This is a genomic window from Xanthomonas sp. GPE 39 (assembly GCF_000963005.1).
In the GTDB taxonomy this organism is placed as follows: Bacteria; Pseudomonadota; Gammaproteobacteria; order Xanthomonadales; family Xanthomonadaceae; genus Xanthomonas_A.
On sequence record NZ_JZHZ01000007.1, the window covers coordinates 3,011,634 to 3,031,997 of the forward strand.

Annotated in this window: 15 protein-coding genes; 5 read left to right on the top strand and 10 right to left on the bottom strand. The window is 63.4% G+C overall.

What is annotated here, in order from left to right; all coding sequences use genetic code 11:
* Positions 1–18: 18 nt before the first annotated feature.
* The 6 genes from gph to queF form a co-directional block, all read right to left on the bottom strand.
* Entirely contained in the window at positions 19–672 is a 654-nt protein-coding gene (gph, locus tag XALGPE39_RS12650; RefSeq protein ID WP_045728484.1) for a phosphoglycolate phosphatase, read from the bottom strand.
* A 111-nt stretch (positions 673–783) separates the two neighbouring features.
* Complete coding sequence (gene dinB / locus XALGPE39_RS12655; protein ID WP_045728485.1) at positions 784–1,845, bottom strand: DNA polymerase IV; 1,062 nt, start codon at positions 1,843–1,845, stop codon at positions 784–786.
* A gap of 283 nt (positions 1,846–2,128) precedes the next feature.
* Entirely contained in the window at positions 2,129–4,150 is a 2,022-nt protein-coding gene (locus XALGPE39_RS12660; protein ID WP_045729197.1) for a M3 family metallopeptidase, read from the bottom strand.
* A gap of 62 nt (positions 4,151–4,212) precedes the next feature.
* Positions 4,213–5,316: a PLP-dependent cysteine synthase family protein gene (locus XALGPE39_RS12665; RefSeq protein WP_045728486.1), complete on the bottom strand. Its 1,104-nt coding sequence runs from the start codon at positions 5,314–5,316 to the stop codon at positions 4,213–4,215.
* A 270-nt stretch (positions 5,317–5,586) separates the two neighbouring features.
* Positions 5,587–6,066: a hypothetical protein gene (locus tag XALGPE39_RS12670; protein ID WP_045728487.1), complete on the bottom strand. Its 480-nt coding sequence runs from the start codon at positions 6,064–6,066 to the stop codon at positions 5,587–5,589.
* A gap of 282 nt (positions 6,067–6,348) precedes the next feature.
* Complete coding sequence (gene queF / locus XALGPE39_RS12675; protein ID WP_045729198.1) at positions 6,349–7,167, bottom strand: NADPH-dependent 7-cyano-7-deazaguanine reductase QueF; 819 nt, start codon at positions 7,165–7,167, stop codon at positions 6,349–6,351.
* 424 nt (positions 7,168–7,591) lie between these two features.
* Between queF and XALGPE39_RS12680 the strand changes: the two genes are divergently transcribed.
* The 3 genes from XALGPE39_RS12680 (at position 7,592) to XALGPE39_RS12690 (ending at position 15,472) form a co-directional block, all read left to right on the top strand.
* The gene (locus XALGPE39_RS12680; protein WP_045728488.1) at positions 7,592–8,830 is read left to right on the top strand and encodes an efflux RND transporter periplasmic adaptor subunit; all 1,239 of its coding nucleotides are present in this window, start codon (positions 7,592–7,594) and stop codon (positions 8,828–8,830) included.
* 254 nt (positions 8,831–9,084) lie between these two features.
* On the top strand, positions 9,085–12,318 hold the full coding sequence (locus XALGPE39_RS12685) for an efflux RND transporter permease subunit (RefSeq protein ID WP_045728489.1): 3,234 nt from the start codon (positions 9,085–9,087) through the stop codon (positions 12,316–12,318).
* Positions 12,319–12,349: 31 nt separating this feature from the next.
* Positions 12,350–15,472: an efflux RND transporter permease subunit gene (locus tag XALGPE39_RS12690; RefSeq protein ID WP_045728490.1), complete on the top strand. Its 3,123-nt coding sequence runs from the start codon at positions 12,350–12,352 to the stop codon at positions 15,470–15,472.
* A 115-nt stretch (positions 15,473–15,587) separates the two neighbouring features.
* Here XALGPE39_RS12690 and XALGPE39_RS15995 read toward each other — a convergent pair whose 3' ends face one another.
* The gene (locus XALGPE39_RS15995; RefSeq protein WP_045728491.1) at positions 15,588–15,818 is read right to left on the bottom strand and encodes a hypothetical protein; all 231 of its coding nucleotides are present in this window, start codon (positions 15,816–15,818) and stop codon (positions 15,588–15,590) included.
* Between the two features lie 173 nt (positions 15,819–15,991).
* Here XALGPE39_RS15995 and XALGPE39_RS12700 point away from each other — a divergent pair, with 173 nt between their 5' ends.
* Positions 15,992–16,477 (top strand): hypothetical protein, encoded by a 486-nt coding sequence (locus XALGPE39_RS12700; RefSeq protein ID WP_045729199.1) that lies wholly within the window; start codon positions 15,992–15,994, stop codon positions 16,475–16,477.
* Between the two features lie 31 nt (positions 16,478–16,508).
* Here XALGPE39_RS12700 and hmgA read toward each other — a convergent pair whose 3' ends face one another.
* Both hmgA and hppD read right to left on the bottom strand, forming a co-directional pair.
* A complete protein-coding gene (hmgA, locus tag XALGPE39_RS12705) occupies positions 16,509–17,810 on the bottom strand; it encodes a homogentisate 1,2-dioxygenase (RefSeq protein ID WP_045728492.1) in 1,302 nt (433 codons plus the stop codon).
* Positions 17,811–17,946: 136 nt separating this feature from the next.
* The gene (hppD, locus tag XALGPE39_RS12710) at positions 17,947–19,014 is read right to left on the bottom strand and encodes a 4-hydroxyphenylpyruvate dioxygenase (RefSeq protein WP_152624973.1); all 1,068 of its coding nucleotides are present in this window, start codon (positions 19,012–19,014) and stop codon (positions 17,947–17,949) included.
* A gap of 189 nt (positions 19,015–19,203) precedes the next feature.
* On the opposite strand from hppD, the gene XALGPE39_RS12715 reads away from it, so the two are divergent.
* Positions 19,204–19,689: a MarR family transcriptional regulator gene (locus XALGPE39_RS12715; RefSeq protein WP_045728494.1), complete on the top strand. Its 486-nt coding sequence runs from the start codon at positions 19,204–19,206 to the stop codon at positions 19,687–19,689.
* 76 nt (positions 19,690–19,765) lie between these two features.
* On the opposite strand, the gene XALGPE39_RS12720 is transcribed toward XALGPE39_RS12715, so the two are convergent.
* On the bottom strand, positions 19,766–20,362 hold the full coding sequence (locus tag XALGPE39_RS12720; protein WP_045728495.1) for a thioredoxin family protein: 597 nt from the start codon (positions 20,360–20,362) through the stop codon (positions 19,766–19,768).
* Positions 20,363–20,364: the final 2 nt, after the last annotated feature.

The window sequence follows — 20,364 nt, forward strand, 5'->3', positions numbered from 1 at the left end:
GCGCTCGAACCTCACGGTTCAGCGCAAGCGCAATAATTCGCGCAGGTCGTCCATCAACAGCACGACATCGACCGTGGCTAAATCCAAGTCGCGCCGATAGCCATAACGCACCAACGCCACAGGCATGCCGGCGGCATGCGCTGCCTGCACATCGGTGGCGGAATCGCCCACCATCAGGCAGCGCGACGGCGGCTGCGCGAACTGTCGCGCCAGGTGCAGTAACGGTGCCGGGCTGGGCTTGCGCTCGGACAGGCTATCGCCGCCGAGCACCGCTGCAAACGCATCGGCCAGGCCGAGATGACCCAGCAACGGCGATACCAAGGCAACCGGCTTGTTAGTGCACAGCGCTAGCGTGATACCGGCTGCGCGCAACTGCGCCAGCGCCTCGGCCACGCCCGGATACAAACGCGGACTGCGCAACAGACAGTCCGCGTAGTGACGCATGAAAACCGGCATCACCACATCAATCGGCGTGGCATCGTGGGCGTGCCGCCATGCACGCTCGACCAACGTGCGCACACCTTCGCCGATCCAGCCGAGCACGCTGGCCTCAGCCACGCGCGTCAGGCCGAACGCGCTCAGCGTGCGATTGAGCGCTTCGGCGATGTCGGCGCCGCTGTCCACCAAGGTACCGTCCAGATCGAACACCACCACTGCATAAGGAAACGTCATCTGGTTGCTGTGCTCGCGAAGAAGGCAGGCATTGTAGGCGTGGCCATGTTGCGACCGACACTCACCTGTACATCGGCAGCCGGGTGACGTGCAATACACCGCACGCCCAGATCAGGCAAACAACTGCCCCTGCATCTGCCCCGGCTCACGCTCATGGAAACCGGATAATCCCACTCCCACCAGGCGATAGCGCGTGGATGCGGGCAAGTCCACACGCTGGCGCAGCGCCAGCGCGATATCGATCAGCGACTGCAACGACTCTGGCGGCTGCTCCGGAGTAAAACTGCGGGTGAGAATACGAAACTGCGCGGTCTTGAGTTTCAGCACGACGGTGCGGGCAACACGGTCGGTGCGACGGGTGGCGTTCCAGGTTTTTTCCGCCAGACGCCGGATCGCCGGCTCCAGCGCTTCAAGAGGCAGATCTTCGGCGAAGGTGTCCTCGGAAGAGATCGATTGCACCGGCTGGTCCGATTCCACAGCACGCTCGTCGATGCCACGCGCACGCTGGTACAAGCGCAGGCCGAAACTGCCGAAACGCGCTTCCAGTTCCGCTTCGCTGCAATCACGCAGGTCGCCAACGGTGACGATCCCCAGCGCCGCCAACTTGCTCTGCATGACCTTGCCCACGCCCGGCACCTTGTTCACCGGCAGTGGGGTCAGGAAGGCTTCCACGCGATGCGGTTGAATCACGAACTGACCATCGGGCTTACGCCAGTCAGAGGCGATCTTGGCCAGGAATTTGTTCGGTGCAATGCCCGCCGATGCGGTCAATGCGGTTTCTTCGCGAATCTGTGCGCGGATGGTCTGGGCGATCTCGGTCGCGGCGGCAGGCCCGTCCTTGGGCGTGGTCACGTCCAGATATGCCTCGTCCAGCGACAGCGGCTCGATCAGATCGGTATGCCGCTGGAAGATCTCCCGCACCTGGCGCGACACCGCCTTGTAGCGAGCGAAATCCGGCGGCACGAAAATCGCATCCGGACATAACCGTTCTGCACGCAGCGCCGGCATCGCCGAACGCACGCCAAATACGCGGGCTTCGTAGGATGCGGCGCACACCACCGAGCGCATGCCGCGCCACGCCACCACCACCGGCTTGCCACGCAATGCGGGATCGTCACGCTGCTCCACGGACGCGTAGAACGCATCCATGTCCACGTGAATGATCTTGCGCATCGGCCCTACACCCTCCCCCTACGGATGGTGGCGGCATGATACGCGCAAGCCCCGCGCATGGAGGAAGACTGCATCACTCGATCCACCCCAGCGCAACCCGGAGGCGGCTGGCGGACACGATACGAAAGCTGCGCCGTCTTTCTTCCGATTCGCGGCAGACCTCGCCACGCTTGCCGCTGCCTCCACGTTCCCGCACCGCCAGCGGCAATAGCCAGCATCAGGAACGAACGCCGCAGCAACACATCGGCGTGGCGATGACATGCCTGCGAAGCGAACGCCGCACTCAGCCCGCCATCCCGTTGTGCCGCAGCAGCGCATCCAGTTCTGGCGCACGGCCGCGAAACGCGGTGAAGTTCTCCAGCGCCGGACGACTGCCGCCACGCGCCAGAATCTCGCGCAAAAAGCGCGCACCGATCGCAGCCAACTGATCCGGCGCCTCCTCGAACGCGGCATAGGCATCGGCGCTGAGCACTTCGGCCCACTTGTAGCTGTAATACCCCGCCGCATAGCCGCCAGCGAAGATATGGCTGAAGTGATGCGGGAAACGATTCCACGCCGGCGGCCGATTCACCGCCACCGCATCACGCACGCGTTCGAGCAGTTGCAGCACGCCGGCCGCATCGACGGGAGCACTGTTGTGCAACTGCATGTCGAACAACGCAAATTCCAACTGGCGCACGGCAAACATACCGCTTTGGTAATTCTTTGCCGCCAACATCTTGTCGAACAGCGCACGCGGCAGCGCTGCGCCGCTATCCACGTGCGCGCTCATCGCCTGTACCCGCGACCATTCCCAGCAGAAGTTCTCCATGAACTGGCTCGGAAGCTCCACGGCATCCCACTCCACGCCGTTGATGCCGGCAACGCTCAGTTCGCCGACCTGGGTCAGTAACTGGTGCAAGCCATGCCCCATCTCGTGAAAAAGAGTGACGACCTCGTTGTGAGTGAACGTCGCCGGCTTGCCGTCGCTGCCGCGACCGAAATTGCATACCAGATACACCAACGGCGTCTGCACACCATCGGCGCGATCACGACGGTTACGGCCATCGTCCATCCAGGCGCCGCCGCGCTTGCCTTCGCGCGCGTACAGGTCCAGATAGAACTGACCAACCAAACGCCCCTGCGCATCACTGATGCGGAAAAAGCGCACATCCGGATGCCACAGCGGCGCGCTGTCGGCTTCCACACGCAAGCCGTAGAGGTCATGGATGACGCCGAACAAGCCTTCCAACACCTTCGGCTCGGTGAAATAGCGCTTCACTTCTTGCTCGGAAAAACTGTAGCGCGCCTGCTTGAGCTGCTCACTGGCATAGGCCAGATCCCAAGCCTCCAGCGTCTCCAGCCCCAGGTGCTCGCGTGCGAAAGCTTCCAGCTCGGCACGGTCGCGCTGTGCGTAGGGCTTGGCGCGTGCAGCGAGATCGTGCAGGAATCCCAGCACTTCCTCCGGCGTGCGCGCCATCTTGGTCGCCAGCGAGTACTCGGCATAGCTGGCGAACCCCAGCAGAGCGGCCAGTTCACTGCGCAAGGCCAGGATGCGGGCAATCGCCGCACTGTTATCCAGCGCCGGATCGCCTAATTCCGAGGCACGGATCGCATTGGCTCGGTACAAGGTCTCGCGCAATGCGCGATCTTCAGCGTACATCTGCACCGGCAGATAGCACGGCATCTGCAAGGTGAGTTTCCAGCCTGACACATCGTCTTGCGCCGCAGCCGCGCGCGCGGCCATGACGACCTCTTCGGGCAAGCCAGCCAGGCGTGCCGGATCCTCGATCAGTAACGACCAGGCATCGGTCGCATCGAGCACATGCTCCGAGAACGTGGCCGAAAGCGCGGACAATTCCTCCTGGATCGCGGCGAAGCGTTGCTTATCGGCCTCGCCCAGTTCCGCGCCGCCCAAGCGGAAATCACGCAACGCGTTGTCCAGCACCTTGCGCTGTGCCGGATCCAGTTCGGCGGCTGGCGCATCCGCCAGCGCGCGGTACTGTGCGAACAGCGCCAGGTTCTGTCCTAGCGCACTGGAAAAGCGCGTCACCTTGGGCAGATTGGCGTTATAGGCCTCGCGCAACGACGGCGTGTTGACCACCGCCTGCAAGTGGGTCACTACACCCCAGGCCCGTGACAGACGCTCGGTGGCATCGTCCAGCGGCGTCACGAAGGTGTCCCAGCGCAGCGGTGCGATCCGCTCGGCCGCGGCGACCGCCGCTTCGGCTTGCGCCAGCAGCGTATCGATCGCCGGGGCGATGTGCTCGGGCTGGATCGCATCAAAACGCGGCAGCCCGGAAAAATCGAGCAGAGGATTGGTCATCGCAGAACTCTCGGTAGTGAAGGAAGGACCGGCGACGCCAGCCGTCACGATGGAGATGGCGTTCATTCCAGCGCAGCACAAGGCAGCGGCGGCAGATCCCCGCCCGCCACGGCAACGGCCAGTTGCGCATCGGCGCTTTCGACATCGATGCCTTGCTGCAGATACCACTCCGGCCGGTAATAGCTATGCACGTAACGCTCGCCGCTATCGCACAGGATGGTGACGATGGAGCCCCGACGGCCCTGCGCACGCATGCGCATGGCCGCCTGCAGCACACCGACGAAATTGGTGCCGGTGGAACCGCCCACGCGCCGCCCCAAACGCGCACTGACATAACGCATCGCCGCCAGACTCAGCGCATCGGGCACTTTGATCATGGCATCGATGCAACTGGGGATAAAGCTCGGCTCCCCTCGCGGACGCCCAATGCCTTCAATGCGCGAGCCGTTGTTACTGGTCAGGCCAGCATAATCACGCCCAGCCAACGCCTCGCAGTAACTATCGAAGAACAGCGACACCTCTGGATCTGCGCACAGAATAAGCGTGGGGTGGCGACGGTAGCGCACGTAACGGCCGAGCGTGGCGGCGGTACCGCCGGTACCGGGGCTGCACACGATCCATTCCGGTACCGGGTAAGACTCCTCCTGCATTTGCCGGAAAATCGATTCGGCAATGTTGTTATTGGCGCGCCAATCGGTGGCACGCTCGGCATAGAGAAACTGGTCCATGAAATGACCATCTGTCTCGCGCGCCAGTTGCAGCGACTCAGCGTGTAAATCACAAGCGCGCCCGACCAGGTGGCACCTCCCGCCCTGGAATTCGATCGCGGCAATTTTCTCCGGCGACGTCGTCGCCGGCATCACCGCAATGAACGGCAACCCCAGCAGACGCGCGAAATAGGCCTCGGAGACTGCGGTGGAGCCACTGGATGCCTCGATCACCGGCCGCCCCTCGCGTAACCAGCCGTTCGTCAGCGCGTACAGGAACAACGAGCGCGCAAGACGGTGCTTGAGGCTGCCGGTAGGGTGGCTGGATTCGTCCTTGAAATAAAAGTCGATCCCTGGAAAACCGGGCAAATCCAGCGGAATCAGATGCGTGTCGGCCGAACGATTGAAATCGGCTTCGATCGTATGAATGGCATTGGCAACCCAAGCGCGCTGCGTCATAGCAATGTAAAAGCGGAAAGACAGCGCCCACGATACACGTCCGTCGCCATGTCCGGATGCCTCCCCCCCAGCGGCGGCGCTCGGCATACTGAACCTCCTCGCCCACAAGGTGCGAAGTCGCCGCCACGCTGCACATCCGGCAACCCCGGGGGGGCCTGACTACAGCGAGGAGCCAATCCAAACCGTCCAACTGCATGACCGCACCGCGATCCAGAGGCAACCGCTCTCGTCGCGGCCCGAGCGGGCGCCACCATAGCGCCGTGCACGCCCTCAAACTTGGAAGTGCAACGTCGTCTCCGTCGCGGCCAGTGCCCGACGCGGCGGGCGCAAGGCACCCAGGGTCACGACCAGATCACGATAGCTGCGTGCGAGTTGCTCGAACAGTTCCGCGTCGCTGGCACGCGTCTCGGCGACCGCATGGTAAGCGCCCCGACCAAGATCGATGAAGTAATCCACGCTGACCCGACGCCGCGCCGCCAGACCGGGGAATAACCCGGCAATCAACAGACAGCTATCGCCAACCTCACGCAACGCATCGGCACGGGCACCACCGACCTGCTCCTGCGCATGCAGCCAGGCAAGCGCCTGAGTGCGCGCCAGCAACTGTGCATCGCGCTGGTAGCGCAACAGCACGAACACCAGATAGTGCTCGCGCGACACATCCAAAGGCCGTCCCAATCGCTGAGCGGCCTCCTGTACCAACGCCTGCCATAGCGCGGCCGGCGCCCCCTGTCTGAAAGACTCATGCATACGTCCTCCTGCGTGTTGGGAACCCTCGCAGATAGCTTATGCATCACCTGGGCCAAAGCATTAGCAGCCGACACAATTGACTGCCAACCGCGTCAGGCAGCTCGAAACACCGCCAGCAACGCTTAGACCCGATTTCCCAATGAAACCCGCCGCCCCCGTGCGACCAGATTAGAGTCGCAAGTGCCTCGAAACGATCCACGCCGCCATTTACAAGTAAGCAACCGATGACGAGCGCCCGCCATGCGAACCTGATGAAGGCAAGGCCGCCGTATCACCACAGACTTATTGACGCTGATCGCGCAGGAACGTCAGTGGCTCGACGATGTCAGGCGTGGCCCGCCAGGGATTGATATCCAAACCGCCACGCCGGGTATAGCGCGCCTCGACCTGCAACGACTGCGGATGGCATCGGCGCATGATGTCGTGAAAAATGCGCTCGACGCATTGCTCGTGGAAGCCGGCATGCTCGCGAAAGCTGACGAGGTAGCGCAGCAGGCCCGCACGATCAATGCGTCCACCGCGATAATGCAAGTGCAGCGAGGCCCAGTCCGGTTGGCCGGTGACCGGGCAATTGGACTTGAGCAGAGCGCTGGTAAGGGTTTCTTCGACCACGTCGTGCGCAGTGGCGGACAAAAATTCCGGATGCGGCGGGCCGTAATTATCGATGGCGATGTCCAGGGTATCGATCGACTCGCCCGCGCCGACCGTCTCCAATGGTGGCAGACCGAATTCCATGATCACATCGGCGCCGGCGCGTGCCGACAGGTCGATGACGATGCAACTGCGCAGCGCTTCGGCACTATTGAAACGCACGGCGTTAAGCGAATTGAGGTACAGCTTGAGCGACTTGGATTCGATCAAAGACGACGAAGTGCAAGGCACCTGCAGCGTCGCCGTCGCGACGCACGGCTTGCCCCGCGCATCCAACCAACTCAGTTCATAGGCATGCCAGCGGTCCAGACCAAAAAACGGCAGGGCCCCGACATCAATGCCGATCTCAGTGCGCGCAGCAGCACGCGGAATGGGAAACAACAGCGCCGGATCGTACTTGGCGGGATAGACGACCTCACGGCCGAGACTGGAATCCTGGGGGGTATTCATAGTGCGCAGTGTAATCGGCACGATCTGGCTGGCGGATGTACACGCCACCAGTTTTAGCTGAAACACCATGGCCACCGCCATACGCTGCGCGTAAAAGCCACAGTGAGAACGGGGTGAACACCGGCAGACGCCGGGGATGGCGATCTACAGAGTGAAAGGGAATAAGGCGTTCAGGCAACGTAGTGCATTGGCTGCAGACTCGGAACGACCAATGATTGGCGGCGCGACGAGAAAACCCTTGCCAATCCGTGTCAACCGATGCCGTACCGATGCGTTTCCGCAGCCAGTGACCGACGTGACAGGCATCGGCGGTCTATCCCTTAAGTCATGGTCCAATCGAAACACAGCGACGATATGCTTGGACTATCTCACCAACCACTGCCGAGGCGGCTCCCGCCTTGCTTTCCCAAAGGAGTTTCCTCGGATGTCGCGTTTCTGGAAGATTGTGCTGCTGATCCTTACAGCAGTGGTTGTCGTGATGGTGGGATCGCGTGTGCTGCACGGCGGCTTGCATAGCGGCACGGACATGGATGCTGCAGACACCGACAAAGCGCCGGTCCCGGTGACAGTGGTCGCCGCGACCCATCAAGCTGTGCCGATCTACGCCACCGCCACCGGCACGGTCACCGCACTGAGTACCGTCACCGTGAATCCACAGGTCGGCGGCCAACTGTTGAGTATCAATTTCCGCGAGGGCCAGGAAGTGAAAAAGGGCGACCTGCTGGCGCGGATCGATCCGCGTTCGCTGCAAGCCAGCTACGATCAAGCTGCGGCGAGCAAACGCCAGAACCAGGCACTGCTCGCCACCGCACGCTCCACGTTCCAGCGCTCGGACACACCCGCCTACCGCCAGTACGTGGCCAAGACCGACCTGGATACGCAACGCAATCAGGTGGCCCAGTATGAAGCGGCGGTCGCGGCCAACGACGCGCAAATGCGCGCGGCGCAGGTGCAGTTGCAGTACACCCGCATCCTGGCCCCTAGCGATGGCCTCACCGGCCTGCGCGGTGTGGACGTGGGCAACATCGTCACCACCAGCAGCAACATCGTCACCATCACCCAGGTCCACCCGATCTATGTGACGTTCAACCTGCCCGAACGGCAGTTGCAGGAATTACGTCAGGCGCAGGCCGCTGGCCCACTGCAAATGGCGGCGCTGGACCGCACCGATGCCCACGTCATTACCGACGATGGCCATGTCGATGTCATCGACAACCAGATCAGCCCCGACACCGGCACCTTCAAGGTCCGCGCCCAGTTCCCCAATACCGACCGGGCACTGTGGCCGGGACAGTTCGTCAATGTGCGACTGACCCTGCGTACCATGCCTGACGCCGTGGTGGTGCCGACGCAGGCGGTGCAGCGCGGCCCCAACGGCGACTACGTGTACGTGGTGCAGGGCGACAACACGGTCAAGATGCAGACGGTATTGCAAGGCGCGGAAGTCGGCGACACCCAGGTGCAGCTCGCTCAAGGCCTGAAGGCCGGTGAACGCGTCGTCACCGAAGGGCAGTTCCGGCTCAAGCCCGGCACCAAGGTCAACGCGCTCAAACCCGGCGAGGCGCCACCCGCGCCGACCGAGGCCGAGCTGAAGGCCGCCGAGGAAAAACAAAACCGCAAGCAAACCAACGGTGGTGGCGGACGTCGCGGCGGGCCGCACTGAGTGAGCACGTCCCACAGCTGCCTCCCCGGTCGTCAACGCCCGTGCAGCGCATCGGCGGGCCATGGCATGCCACTGACCGCGCGCCTCTGGCGCAGGCGCTCGTGCGCATGAACACCGGCATCATCGCCATCGCTTCCAGCCCTCCATGCACCGCCCTGGGCATGGCATCGGGCTGGGCCAGGTAACGCGAGACGCCACCGTTTTTCCCGCTGCCGGCACAGCCGCAGCGGACCTCCACCAGCAAGGATCACACCGTGGGCTTTTCGACGCTCTTCATCCGCCGCCCAATCGCCACCACCTTGCTGATGGCAGGAGTGCTGCTGCTCGGCATCCTCGGCTACAAGCAATTGCCGGTGTCGGCGCTGCCGGAAATCGACGCACCCAGTTTGGTGGTGACCACGCAGTACCCCGGTGCCAACGCCAGCACCATGGCCTCGCTGGTCACCACGCCACTGGAACGGCAGCTCGGGCAGATTTCCGGCCTGCAGATGATGACGTCCGATTCGTCGGCTGGGTTGTCCACGATCGTGTTGCAGTTCGCGATGAACCGCAACATCGACATCGCCGCACAGGACGTGCAAGCGGCGATTCGCCAGTCCATCCTACCGCCCTCGCTGCCCTACCAGCCGGTCTACAACCGGGTGAATCCGGCCGATGCGGCGGTCATCACGCTCAAGCTCAGTTCCGACACGCTGACGCTACGCGATGTGAACAACTACGCCGACTCCATCCTGGCCCAGCGGCTGTCGCAGGTGCCCGGCGTGGGTCTGGTGTCGATCGCAGGCAATGTCCGTCCGGCGGTGCGTATCCAGGTCAACCCAGCGCAACTGTCGAACATGGGCCTGACCATGGAAGCGCTGCGCAGCGCACTGACCCAGACCAACGTCAACGCGCCGAAGGGATCGTTGAACGGCAAGACCCAGTCCTACAGCATCGGCACCAACGACCAATTGTCCAGTGCCGCCGAATACAACGACACCGTCATCAGCTACCGCAACGGCGCGCCGGTACGGTTGTCGGACGTGGCCAAGGTGGTGGACGGCGTAGAGAACGACCAGCTTGCCGCCTGGGCCGACGGCAAGCCGGCCGTGCTGCTGGAAATTCGCCGCCAGCCCGGCGCCAACATCGTGCAGACCGTGGAGCAGATCCGCGCGATCCTGCCGCAGTTGCGCAAGGTGCTCCCGAGCGGCGTGCATCTGGACGTGTTCTCCGACCGCACCGAAACCATCCGCGCCTCGGTGCACGAGGTCAAGTTCACCCTGATCCTGACCATCGGCCTGGTCGTGGCGGTGATCTTCGTGTTCCTGCGTCGGCTATGGGCCACCATCATCCCGTCGGTGGCGGTGCCGCTGTCGCTGGCCGGTACCTTCGCGGTGATGGCCTTCGCCGGGATGTCGTTGGACAACCTGTCGCTGATGGCGCTGGTGGTGGCGACGGGCTTCGTGGTCGACGATGCGATCGTGATGATCGAAAACATCGTGCGCTACATCGAACAGGGTAAAAGCGGACGCGAGGCGGCGGAAATCGGCGCACGCCAGATCGGCTTCACCGTGCTATCGCTCACCGTGTCGCTGGTGGCGGTGTTCCTGCCGCTGATCCTGATGCCCGGCGTCACCGGCCGACTGTTCCACGAGTTTGCCTGGGTGCTGAGCATCGCGGTGGTGATCTCGATGCTGGTGTCGCTGACGCTGACGCCGATGATGTGCGCGTACCTGCTCAAACCCGATGCCTTACCCGAAGGCGAAGACGCGCACGAACGCGCGGCGGCGGCCGGTAAAACCACGCTGTGGACGCGAACCGTGGGGCTGTACGAACGCAGCCTGGATTGGGTCCTTGGCCATCAAAAGTTCACCTTGCTGGTGGCGCTGGCGACCATGGTCCTGACCGTGCTGCTGTACGTGACGATCCCCAAAGGTCTGTTGCCCGAGCAAGATACCGGGCTGATCACCGGCGTGGTGCAGGCCGACCAAAACGTCGCGTTCCCGCAGATGGAACAACGCACCCAGGCCGTGGCCGCGGCGCTGCGCCGCGATCCGGCCGTGACCGGCGTGGCGGCATTCATCGGTGCCGGCTCGATGAACCCCACCCTCAATCAAGGCCAACTCAGTATCGTGCTGAAGCCGCGCAACGCGCGCGTCAGCCTGGAAGAACTGCTGCCACGGCTGCAACGGGCGGCAGCGGGGCTGCCGGGTGTCGCGCTGTACTTGAAACCCGTGCAGGACGTGACCCTGGACACCCGCGTGGCCGCCACCGAATACCAGTTCTCGCTATCGGACGTGGACAGCGCCGAACTGGCGACCCAGGCCACGCGCCTGACTGCCGCGCTGCGCAAGCGGCCGGAGCTGGCCGACGTGGACAACAACCTGGCCGATCAAGGCCGCGCGTTGGAACTGACCGTGGACCGCGATAAGGCCAGCACGCTCGGCGTACCGATGCAGACCATCGACGACACCCTCTACGACGCATTCGGCCAGCGCCAGATCTCCACCATCTTCACCCAACTCAACCAATACCGGGTGGTACTGGAGGTGGCGCCGGAGTTCCGCACCAGCACCGCGCTTCTGAACCAATTGGCTGTTGCCAGCAACGGCAGCGGCGCGCTGACCGCCAGCAACGCCACCAGCTTCGGCCAGACGACGTCGAGCAACTCTTCCACCGCCACCGGCATCGGCGCGCAGAACATCGGCATCGCCGTCGGCGCCGGCGGCACCGTGCCGTTGGCGGCGCTGGCCGACGCCAAGCTGGCGACCACGCCGCTGGTGGTCAGCCACCAGCAGCAACTTCCAGCCGTGACGCTATCGTTCAACCTGGCACCAGGCTACTCACTGTCGCAGGCGGTGTCGGCGATCGAGCAGACCCAGGCACAGTTGCAATTGCCGCAGCAAGTACATGCCGAATTCATCGGCAAGGCCGCCGAATTCACCGGCAGCCAGACCGATGTGGTGTGGCTGCTGCTGGCCTCGGTGGTGCTGATCTACATCGTGCTCGGCGTCCTCTACGAGAGCTACATCCATCCACTGACAATCATTTCCACGCTGCCGCCGGCGGGCGTGGGCGCACTGCTGGCACTGATGCTGTGCGGACTGAGCCTGTCGGTGGACGGCATCGTCGGCATCGTGCTGCTGATCGGCATTGTCAAAAAGAACGCGATCATGATGATCGACTTCGCGATCGACGCACGCCACGACGGCGCCAACGCGCACGACGCGATCCGCCGCGCCTGTCTGCTGCGCTTCCGCCCGATCATGATGACCACCGCTGCGGCGATGCTCGGCGCGCTACCGCTGGCGTTGGGCAACGGCATCGGCTCGGAACTGCGCCGGCCATTGGGTCTGGCCATCGTCGGCGGCCTGCTGCTATCGCAGTTGGTCACGCTCTACACCACGCCGGTGATTTACCTGTACATGGAGCGCGCCGCCGAACGCCTGCGCGCCTATCGCGCACGGCGCGCGGCGCAGGCTGGCGCGGTCGCGGGGGAACAGGCATGAGTTCGGCTGCCACCGGCAGGAACTCGGCCGCATGAACATTTCCGCGCCCTTCATCCGCCGCCCCATCGGCACCGCACTGCTGGCCATCGGCCTGTTCGTGATGGGCATGCTCTGCTACCTGCGGCTGAGCGTGGCGGCGCTGCCGAACGTCTCGATCCCGGTGATTTTCGTGCAGGCCACCCAGGCTGGCGCCGATGCCTCGACGATGGCCGCAACGGTCACCGCGCCATTGGAGCGACACCTGGGCCAGTTGCCCGGGATCGACACCATGCGTTCCTCCAGTTCGGAGGGGAACAGCCAAGTGTTCATGATCTTCCAGAGCACACGCAATATCGATTCGGCCGCGCAGGATGTGCAGACCGCGATCAACGCCGCGCAAGCCGATCTGCCATCGGGTCTGCCCACCCCGATGTACCAGAAGGCCAACCCCAACGACGCCCCGGTCATCGCCATCGCCCTGACCTCGGACACACAGTCGGCCGACGAACTGTACAACGTCGCCGATTCACTGCTGGCGCAGCGCCTGCGCCAGATCAACGGCGTGGCCTCGGTGGATATCGGCGGTGCCTCAACCCCAGCGGTGCGGGTGGACGTGAACTTGCGCGCGCTCAACGCGATGGGCCTGACCCCGGACGATCTACGCAACGCCGTGCGCGCGGCCAACGTCACCTCGCCCACCGGCTTTCTCAGCGACGGCGTATCCACCACCGCCATCGTCGCCAACGACGCGGTGGCCAAGGCGGCGGATTTCGGGCAGTTGGTGATCGCACAGCAGCAAGGCCGCACGGTGCGTCTGCGCGACATCGCCAATGTCTACGATGGCCAGCAGGACGCCTACCAAGCCGCCTGGTTGAACGGCAAACGGGCGGTGGTGATGTACGTGTTCACTCGCGCCGGCGCCAACATCGTGGAGACAGTGGATCGGGTCAAGGCACAGATCCCGATGCTGCATACCTACCTGCAGCCCGGCACCGAAATGACCGCCTATTTCGACCGCACCCCAACCATTCGTGCGTCGTTGAACGAGGTGCAGGCCACGCTGTTGATCAGCCTGGCCATGGTGGTGATGACCATGGCACTGTTCCTGCGCCGGCTAGCGCCGACGCTGATCGCCGCAGCAACCGTGCCGCTCTCGCTGGCCGGTGCCGCGCTGCTGATGTACATCCTGGGCTACACGCTCAACAATCTGAGCTTGCTGGCACTGGTGATCGCGATCGGCTTCGTCGTCGACGATGCCATCGTGGTCATCGAGAACATCATGCGCCATCTCGACGATGGCATGTCGCGCATGGACGCCGCTCTGGTCGGTGCGCGCGAAATCGGCTTCACCATCGTCTCGATCACCGCCTCGCTGGTGGCGGTGTTCATTCCGATGCTGTTCGCAAACGGCATCATGGGCATGTTCTTCCGCGAATTCACCGTCACCCTGGTTTCCGCGATCTGCGTCTCGGCGGCGGTGTCGCTGACCCTGACGCCGATGCTGTGCAGCCGCTTCCTGTCCGCGCACGCCGAACCGGAACGGCCCGGTCGCATCGGCGCTTTTTTGGAACGGATGCACACCGGCATGCTGCGCGCGTATACCGTGTTGCTGGACTTCTCGTTGCGCCACGCGCTGCTGCTGGCACTGACCCCACTATTGCTGATTGTCGCCACGGTGTTGTTGCTCGGGACAGTGAAAAAAGGCGCGTTCCCAGAGCAGGACACCGGCTTGATCTGGGGGCGCGCAACGTCCAGCTCCACCGTGTCCTTTGCCGACATGCTCAACCGCCAGCGCCGCATCACCGACATGTTGATGTCCGACCCGTCGGTAAAAACCGTCGGTGTGCGCCTGGGTAGCAGCCGGCAAGGCTCCAGCGCCAGCTTCAACATCGAACTCAAGCAACACGACGAGGGCCGCACCGATACCACCGCGCAGGTGCTAACGCGGCTGAGCACCAAGGCTAACCACTACCCGGATCTGCAACTGCGGCTGCACGCGATCCAGGATTTGCCCAGCGACGGTGGAGGCGGCACCAACCAGGGCGCGCAGTACCGCGTGTCGCTGCAGGGTAACGACACCGCACAGTTACAGCAGTGGCTCCCCAAGCTGGAAGCGGCGCTGAGGCAAAACCCGAAACTGCGCGACGTCGGCAGTGACGTGGATAGCGCCGGATTTCGCCAGAACATCGTCGTCGACCGCGCGCTGGCCGCACGCCTGGGCGTGTCGATCGGCGCCATTGACGGCGCGCTGTATGGCGCCTTCGGCCAGCGCCAGATCTCCACGATCTACTCCAATATCAACCAGTACAGTGTGGTGGTGAACGCCTTGCCCGATCAGACCGCCACACCGACGGCACTGAACCGCATCTACGTGCGTGCGCGCAACGGCACGATGATCCCGCTCATGGCACTGGCGCATCAGGTGCCGGGCCTGGCGCCGTCGCAGATCACCCATCAAGATCAGTACACGACCATGGACCTGAGCTACAACCTGGCGCCAGGCGTGAGTACCGGCGAAGCCGATGCGATCATCAAGGCCACCGCCGACGGCTTGCGCATGCCCGGCGACATCCGCATTGCCGATAAGGACGACTTCACCGCGAAGATGCAACCGCAATCGATGCTGGTGCTGGTGCTGACGGCCATCGTGGTGGTCTACATCGTGCTGGGCATGCTGTACGAAAATCTGGTGCACCCAGTGACGATTCTATCCACGCTGCCAGCCGCCGGCATGGGCGCGCTGCTGGCGCTATGGATCACCGACACCGAACTGTCGGTGGTCTCGATGATCGCGCTGGTGCTGCTGATCGGCATCGTCAAGAAGAACGCGATCATGATGATCGACTTTGCCCTGGTCGCCGAGCGCACACATGGCAAAGCCCCAATGGAAGCCGTGCGCGAGGCCTGTCTGGTGCGCTTCCGTCCGATCATGATGACCACCATGGTGGCGATCCTGGCGGCGGTGCCGCTGGCGGTGGGCTTGGGCGAAGGCTCGGAACTGCGACGCCCGCTCGGCATCGCGATGATCGGCGGTTTGCTGGTCTCGCAGAGCTTGACCCTGCTCAGCACCCCGGCGCTCTACGTGATTTTCTCCTGCCTGCGCGAGCGCTGGCGGGCGCGACGCGAACGGCGCCGCGCACGGCGCCAGCAATTGCCGATCGCAACGCAGCCCTGAAACACGTCGCAGTGTGCTGCACAGCTAGACACCGTGCAGCCACGCGACAATCGACCAGCCACGCACAACGCAGGCCTCGTGCCGGCTAGACCGCCTCCGTCATGCGGACAGCCGATTAGCGCTTGACCGGCGCCTGTGCGGGCGGAACGTCGGTATCGGGCTGGTCGATGTCCGGTGGCGGCAACGCCCTATCCCCATCCGCAACGGGTGGAGGGGGCAGTGGTGGCGCCACCGGTGCAGGACCCGGCGGTGGAGCGGGAGGCGGCGACAACGGCGGCGGCGGCCCCCGGTCGCAAGCGGCAAGGCCGAACAGCAGCAACGCGGTGACAAGCAGAGTCGGCTTCATTGACAGTCTCTCTCTCGCAGGAATGACAGATAGCCTAACGCGCCGCCTCCGCAGGTGCGGCGCGCATGACATGACCTGATGCTTTTTAGCGAAAATTAAACATAAATAATGCCTTTTGTCATCCGCGTTTCACGGCAGATCGACACGCTGGGGGCCCGTCCATGTGCCCGCACATGCATCCGCGCAAGACCGCCCTCGCCCTTGCGGCACTGCAATCCCACGACACCCCGCTGGACATGCGCCAACGGCGCGTCTTGATCCTGGCCGACGGCCAGCGCAGCGCCGAGGAGCTGATCGCACTGGGCGGGCACAATGCTGCGGCGATCATGCAGGCGCTACTGCAACAGGGATATCTTGACGACGGTCGCCATGCCGCCACGCCGGCTGCAGTGCCCACCACGTCCCCGGACCCGCGCCGCGCACTGCTCAATGCGCGCATGTACCTGCTTGACCTGCTGCAGTTGCAGCGCCATCCGGCCTCGCTGGCACTGCAACAGCAATTGCGCGCAGCGCGCGAGGAAACCGAAACCCTGCACGCCATTGCGCAGGCGCTGCACGCCATGCCAGAGATGACCTCAGAGCGTTACGCGCAGCGTATTCGCGAACGGGTGCTGGAAATCTTGCCAACATCACTGCACAGCGCACTGGCCGTCGCTTGAACGCACAGCACCTAGCCGATGGACTACGCGCTCAAGGCGCGCGGAAGTGCCGACGCAGCCCCTGCCAACATTGCAGGTAATCACGCTGGCGATGCGCGGCTTCCAGCGCCTGCGTAGTCGGGCGCAACACCGCACGGGTCTCAAACATGAAGGCCATGGTATTGACGATCACGTCAGGGCGCGTCAGCTCGGCCTGCGATGCCTTGTCGAACGTGGCGGCATCGGGACCGTGCCCGCTCATGCTGTTGTGCAACGACGCCCCACCAGGCAAGAAGCCCTCGGCCTTGGCGTCGTAAGCGCCTTGCACCAGGCCCATGAACTCGCTGGCGACATTGCGATGGAACCACGGCGGCCGGAAGGTATGCTGCGCCACCAACCAGCGTGGCGGAAAGATCGCAAGATCGAGGTTGGCGGTGCCTGGCGTGTCGCTGGGCGCGGTGAGCACGGTAAAAATGCTCGGATCGGGATGATCGAAACTGATCGAACCAATAGTATTGAAACGGCGCAGATCGTATTTGTAAGGCGCGTAGTTGCCATGCCAGGCGACTACGTCCAACGGCGAGTGCCCGATCGGTGCCTGCCACAAATGCCCCTGGAACTTGGCGATCAATGCGAAGTCCCCCTCGTCTTCCTCGTAGGCCGCCACCGGGGTGAGAAAATCGCGCGGGTTGGCCAAACCGTTGGCGCCGATGGGTCCCAGCTCCGGCAAGCGCAACAAGGCGCCGAAGTTTTCGCAGACATATCCCCGCGATGGGCCGTCGGGTAGCGCGACACGAAACCGCACACCACGCGGAATCACCACGATTTCCTGCGGCGCCACCTCCAGCGTCCCCAGCTCGGTGCACACCTGTAGCCGCCCCAGTTGCGGCACGATCAACAGCTCCGCATCCGCGTTGTAGAAGAAACGCCCCTGCATGGACGCATTGGCCGCGTACAGATGGACCGCCACGCCATGCTGCGCTTCGGCCGAGCCGTTGCCCGCCATGGTGTACAAACCATCGACGAAATCCACCGATGCTTCCGGCAACGGCAACGGACTCCAGCGCAACTGGTCAGGAGGCACCGGGCCATTCTGGAACGCGTTATGGAACCCGCGCGCCTGGGTGTAGGCGACAAAGCCACCATGCAGCAGCGCCGGCCGGATCCGATACAACCAGCTACGTCGGTTGGCCGCGCGCGGCGCGGTGAACGCGGTACCCGACAACTGCTCTGCATACAGCCCGTGGGCCACGCGCTGCGGCGAGTTCTGCCCGACCGGCAACGCCCCGGCGACCGCCTCGGTAGCGAATTCGTTACCGAAACCGGACTGATAGCGAAGAGAATCCAGGTGCATGATCGGGCTCGCAATGACGGAAGACGTAACGCGTGGAAAGCTTACCGCCAGCAGCGTGCGCGCAGGCCATCGAGCAACCCTAGCAGGCCAAGCGCGGCGGACGAGGCGCGTATGAGCGTATTGGCCTGCGCGGCGTTCAAAGCACGCCGCGCTTGATCTGGTCGCGCTCGATACTCTCGAACAATGCCTGGAAATTGCCTTCGCCAAACCCTTCGTTGCCCTTGCGCTGGATGATCTCGAAGAAAATCGGGCCGATGCAGTTTTGGGTAAAGATCTGCAACAACTTACGTTGCTTAGTCTCCGGATCGGCATCGATCAAGATCTTGTTCCTGGCCAGCCGCGCCACATCCTCACCATGATTGGGAATGCGCTGGTCGATGACATCGAAATAGGTCTCCGGTGTCTCCAGGAACTCCACTCCGGCCGCACGCATGCGCTCCACAGTGATGTAGATATCGTCGGTGAAGCAAGCGATGTGCTGGATGCCCTCGCCATGGTAGGCGTCCAGATATTCGTTGATCTGACTCTTCGGGTCGGGCGATTCATTGAGCGGGATGCGCACCACGCCATCGGGCGCGGTCATCGCCTTGGATACCAACCCGGTCTTGGCACCTTTGATGTCGAAGTAGCGGATTTCGCGAAAATTGAATAGCCGCTCGTAGTAATCCGACCACCGCTGCATATTGCCGAAATACAGATTGTGCGTCAGGTGATCGATGAAGGTCAGGCCGAAGCCGACTGGATGCAGGTCGGCACCGGGCACCGGCTCGAACTCGGCATACACCGATCCCGCATCACCATACTGATCGACCAAGTACAGCATGCAGTCACCAATGCCCTTGACCACGGGTGCGGGCACGGCGCGCGTATCGGCCTTGTTCGCCACCGCTTCGCCACCGTTCTCCAGCACCTTGGCGAACACCGCATCGGCCGGATGCTTGAAGCGGATCGCGAAACCGCAGGCGCAGGGGCCATGCGCGGCAGCGAAATCGGCAGCGAACGAATCCGGCACCTCGTTGACCAGGAAGTTGACCCCACCCTGCCGGTATACCGTGATCGCACGATGGCGGTGACGCAACACCGCAGTGAAACCCATACGGCGGAAGTAAGCATGCAAGCGCTCGCCTTGACCGGCAGGCGCGGCGAACTCGACAAACTCGAAACCGTCGATACCCATCGGGTTCTCGAAAGTGGTGACCTGCATGCCGAGATTGATCGGCTGCGGCGAATGTTGCGGCTGTGTACGCATGACGCGTTTCCTGGAAGACGAGTCGCAGCGACCGCAGCCGAAATTTCACATGCGGACGGACACAAGACTCGCGAGAATGGAGGGTAAGTATCTCTTTCTTCCACTGTAGTTACAAATGAAACAACTATCAAGGTGCAATGCAGCATGATGATCGCAACGCCCGTCTCACCGACGTCTGACCAACCTTCGCTGGATCTCGAACAGTTCCTCCCCTACCGCATCAGCGTGCTGTCCAACCGGATCAGCAGCAACATCGCCCGTGTCTATGGCGAGCGCTACGGCATGGCAGTAACCGAATGGCGGGTGATGGCGGTGCTGGCGCTGTATCCAGGGCTGTCGGCCGGTGAGGTCTCAGAGCGCACCGCGATGGACAAGGTCGCGGTGAGCCGCGCGGTGGCGCGCCTACTCGAGCGCGGCTTCATCCATCGAGAGACGCACGGCGATGACCGCCGCCGCTCGGTGCTGCACCTGACCCACGCAGGTGTGGAGGTCTATCACGTGGTCGCGCCGATGGTGCTGGAATGCGAGCGACGCCTGCTGGCACCATTCAACCAAGACGAGCAACATCTCCTGCACCAACTGATCGACCGCCTAGCCACCGAAGGCTTGGCCAGCATGACCGGCCGCTGAGGCCACGCTGCCCGTTGCAGGGCGCGCCTGCAACCGCGACAGCCGCCGAGAACACGGCGCTGTCGCGATCACGCCGCTACGGCTTGGGCGGCGCCCATTCCTTGAAGAAGGCGAAGAACTTCTTGCGGTCGTAGCTGTTGCCTTTCTCCAGCTCGCCGGTGAACTGCGAATGCAGCAACTTACCGTCGGCATCGAGCACCAACAGATGCGGGAAGGACACGATCTTCGGGTACTGCGCTAGAAACGCTTCGTTCTTGTTGTCTTCGCTGAAATTGACCTTGACCCACACGTAGTTGGCGTCGCGAAAACTGCGCAGCTCCGCGTCACCCTGGATAAACGTATCGAGGATGTGGCACCACGAACACCATTCGCCGCCCACGTCGAGCATGATGCGCTTGCCGCCGCGCTTGGCCTCGACGATGGCGGTCTTCAAGTCCTCTGCCGGATCGCGGTGCGGATCGAACTGCGCACTCAACGCCGCCGCCGCCGCCACGTCGGCCGCCGCCGGCGTATTGCCCGAGGCCACCGGCTGGCTCGGATCGGCCACCGGCGGCTTCTGCACCGAGGTATCCAACGGCTTGGCCGGCGCCTCGGGGGGAGAGGTATTCTTTCCGCAAGCACCAAGCGCCAACATCAACGCCAGCGCAGTCCACATCGTCTTGTTCATCGACATTG

What these genes read in the sequence shown, in the direction of transcription:
- gph (WP_045728484.1), bottom strand. Translation starts at nt 672, where the DNA reads ATGACGTTTCCTTATGCAGTGGTGGTGTTCGATCTGGACGGTACCTTG.
- dinB (WP_045728485.1), bottom strand. Translation starts at nt 1,845, where the DNA reads ATGCGCAAGATCATTCACGTGGACATGGATGCGTTCTACGCGTCCGTG.
- XALGPE39_RS12660 (WP_045729197.1), bottom strand. Translation starts at nt 4,150, where the DNA reads ATGACCAATCCTCTGCTCGATTTTTCCGGGCTGCCGCGTTTTGATGCG.
- XALGPE39_RS12665 (WP_045728486.1), bottom strand. Translation starts at nt 5,316, where the DNA reads ATGACGCAGCGCGCTTGGGTTGCCAATGCCATTCATACGATCGAAGCC.
- XALGPE39_RS12670 (WP_045728487.1), bottom strand. Translation starts at nt 6,066, where the DNA reads ATGCATGAGTCTTTCAGACAGGGGGCGCCGGCCGCGCTATGGCAGGCG.
- queF (WP_045729198.1), bottom strand. Translation starts at nt 7,167, where the DNA reads ATGAATACCCCCCAGGATTCCAGTCTCGGCCGTGAGGTCGTCTATCCC.
- XALGPE39_RS12680 (WP_045728488.1), top strand. Translation starts at nt 7,592, where the DNA reads ATGTCGCGTTTCTGGAAGATTGTGCTGCTGATCCTTACAGCAGTGGTT.
- XALGPE39_RS12690 (WP_045728490.1), top strand. Translation starts at nt 12,350, where the DNA reads ATGAACATTTCCGCGCCCTTCATCCGCCGCCCCATCGGCACCGCACTG.
- XALGPE39_RS15995 (WP_045728491.1), bottom strand. Translation starts at nt 15,818, where the DNA reads ATGAAGCCGACTCTGCTTGTCACCGCGTTGCTGCTGTTCGGCCTTGCC.
- XALGPE39_RS12700 (WP_045729199.1), top strand. Translation starts at nt 15,992, where the DNA reads ATGCATCCGCGCAAGACCGCCCTCGCCCTTGCGGCACTGCAATCCCAC.
- hmgA (WP_045728492.1), bottom strand. Translation starts at nt 17,810, where the DNA reads ATGCACCTGGATTCTCTTCGCTATCAGTCCGGTTTCGGTAACGAATTC.
- hppD (WP_152624973.1), bottom strand. Translation starts at nt 19,014, where the DNA reads ATGCAGGTCACCACTTTCGAGAACCCGATGGGTATCGACGGTTTCGAG.
- XALGPE39_RS12715 (WP_045728494.1), top strand. Translation starts at nt 19,204, where the DNA reads ATGATGATCGCAACGCCCGTCTCACCGACGTCTGACCAACCTTCGCTG.
- XALGPE39_RS12720 (WP_045728495.1), bottom strand. Translation starts at nt 20,362, where the DNA reads ATGTCGATGAACAAGACGATGTGGACTGCGCTGGCGTTGATGTTGGCG.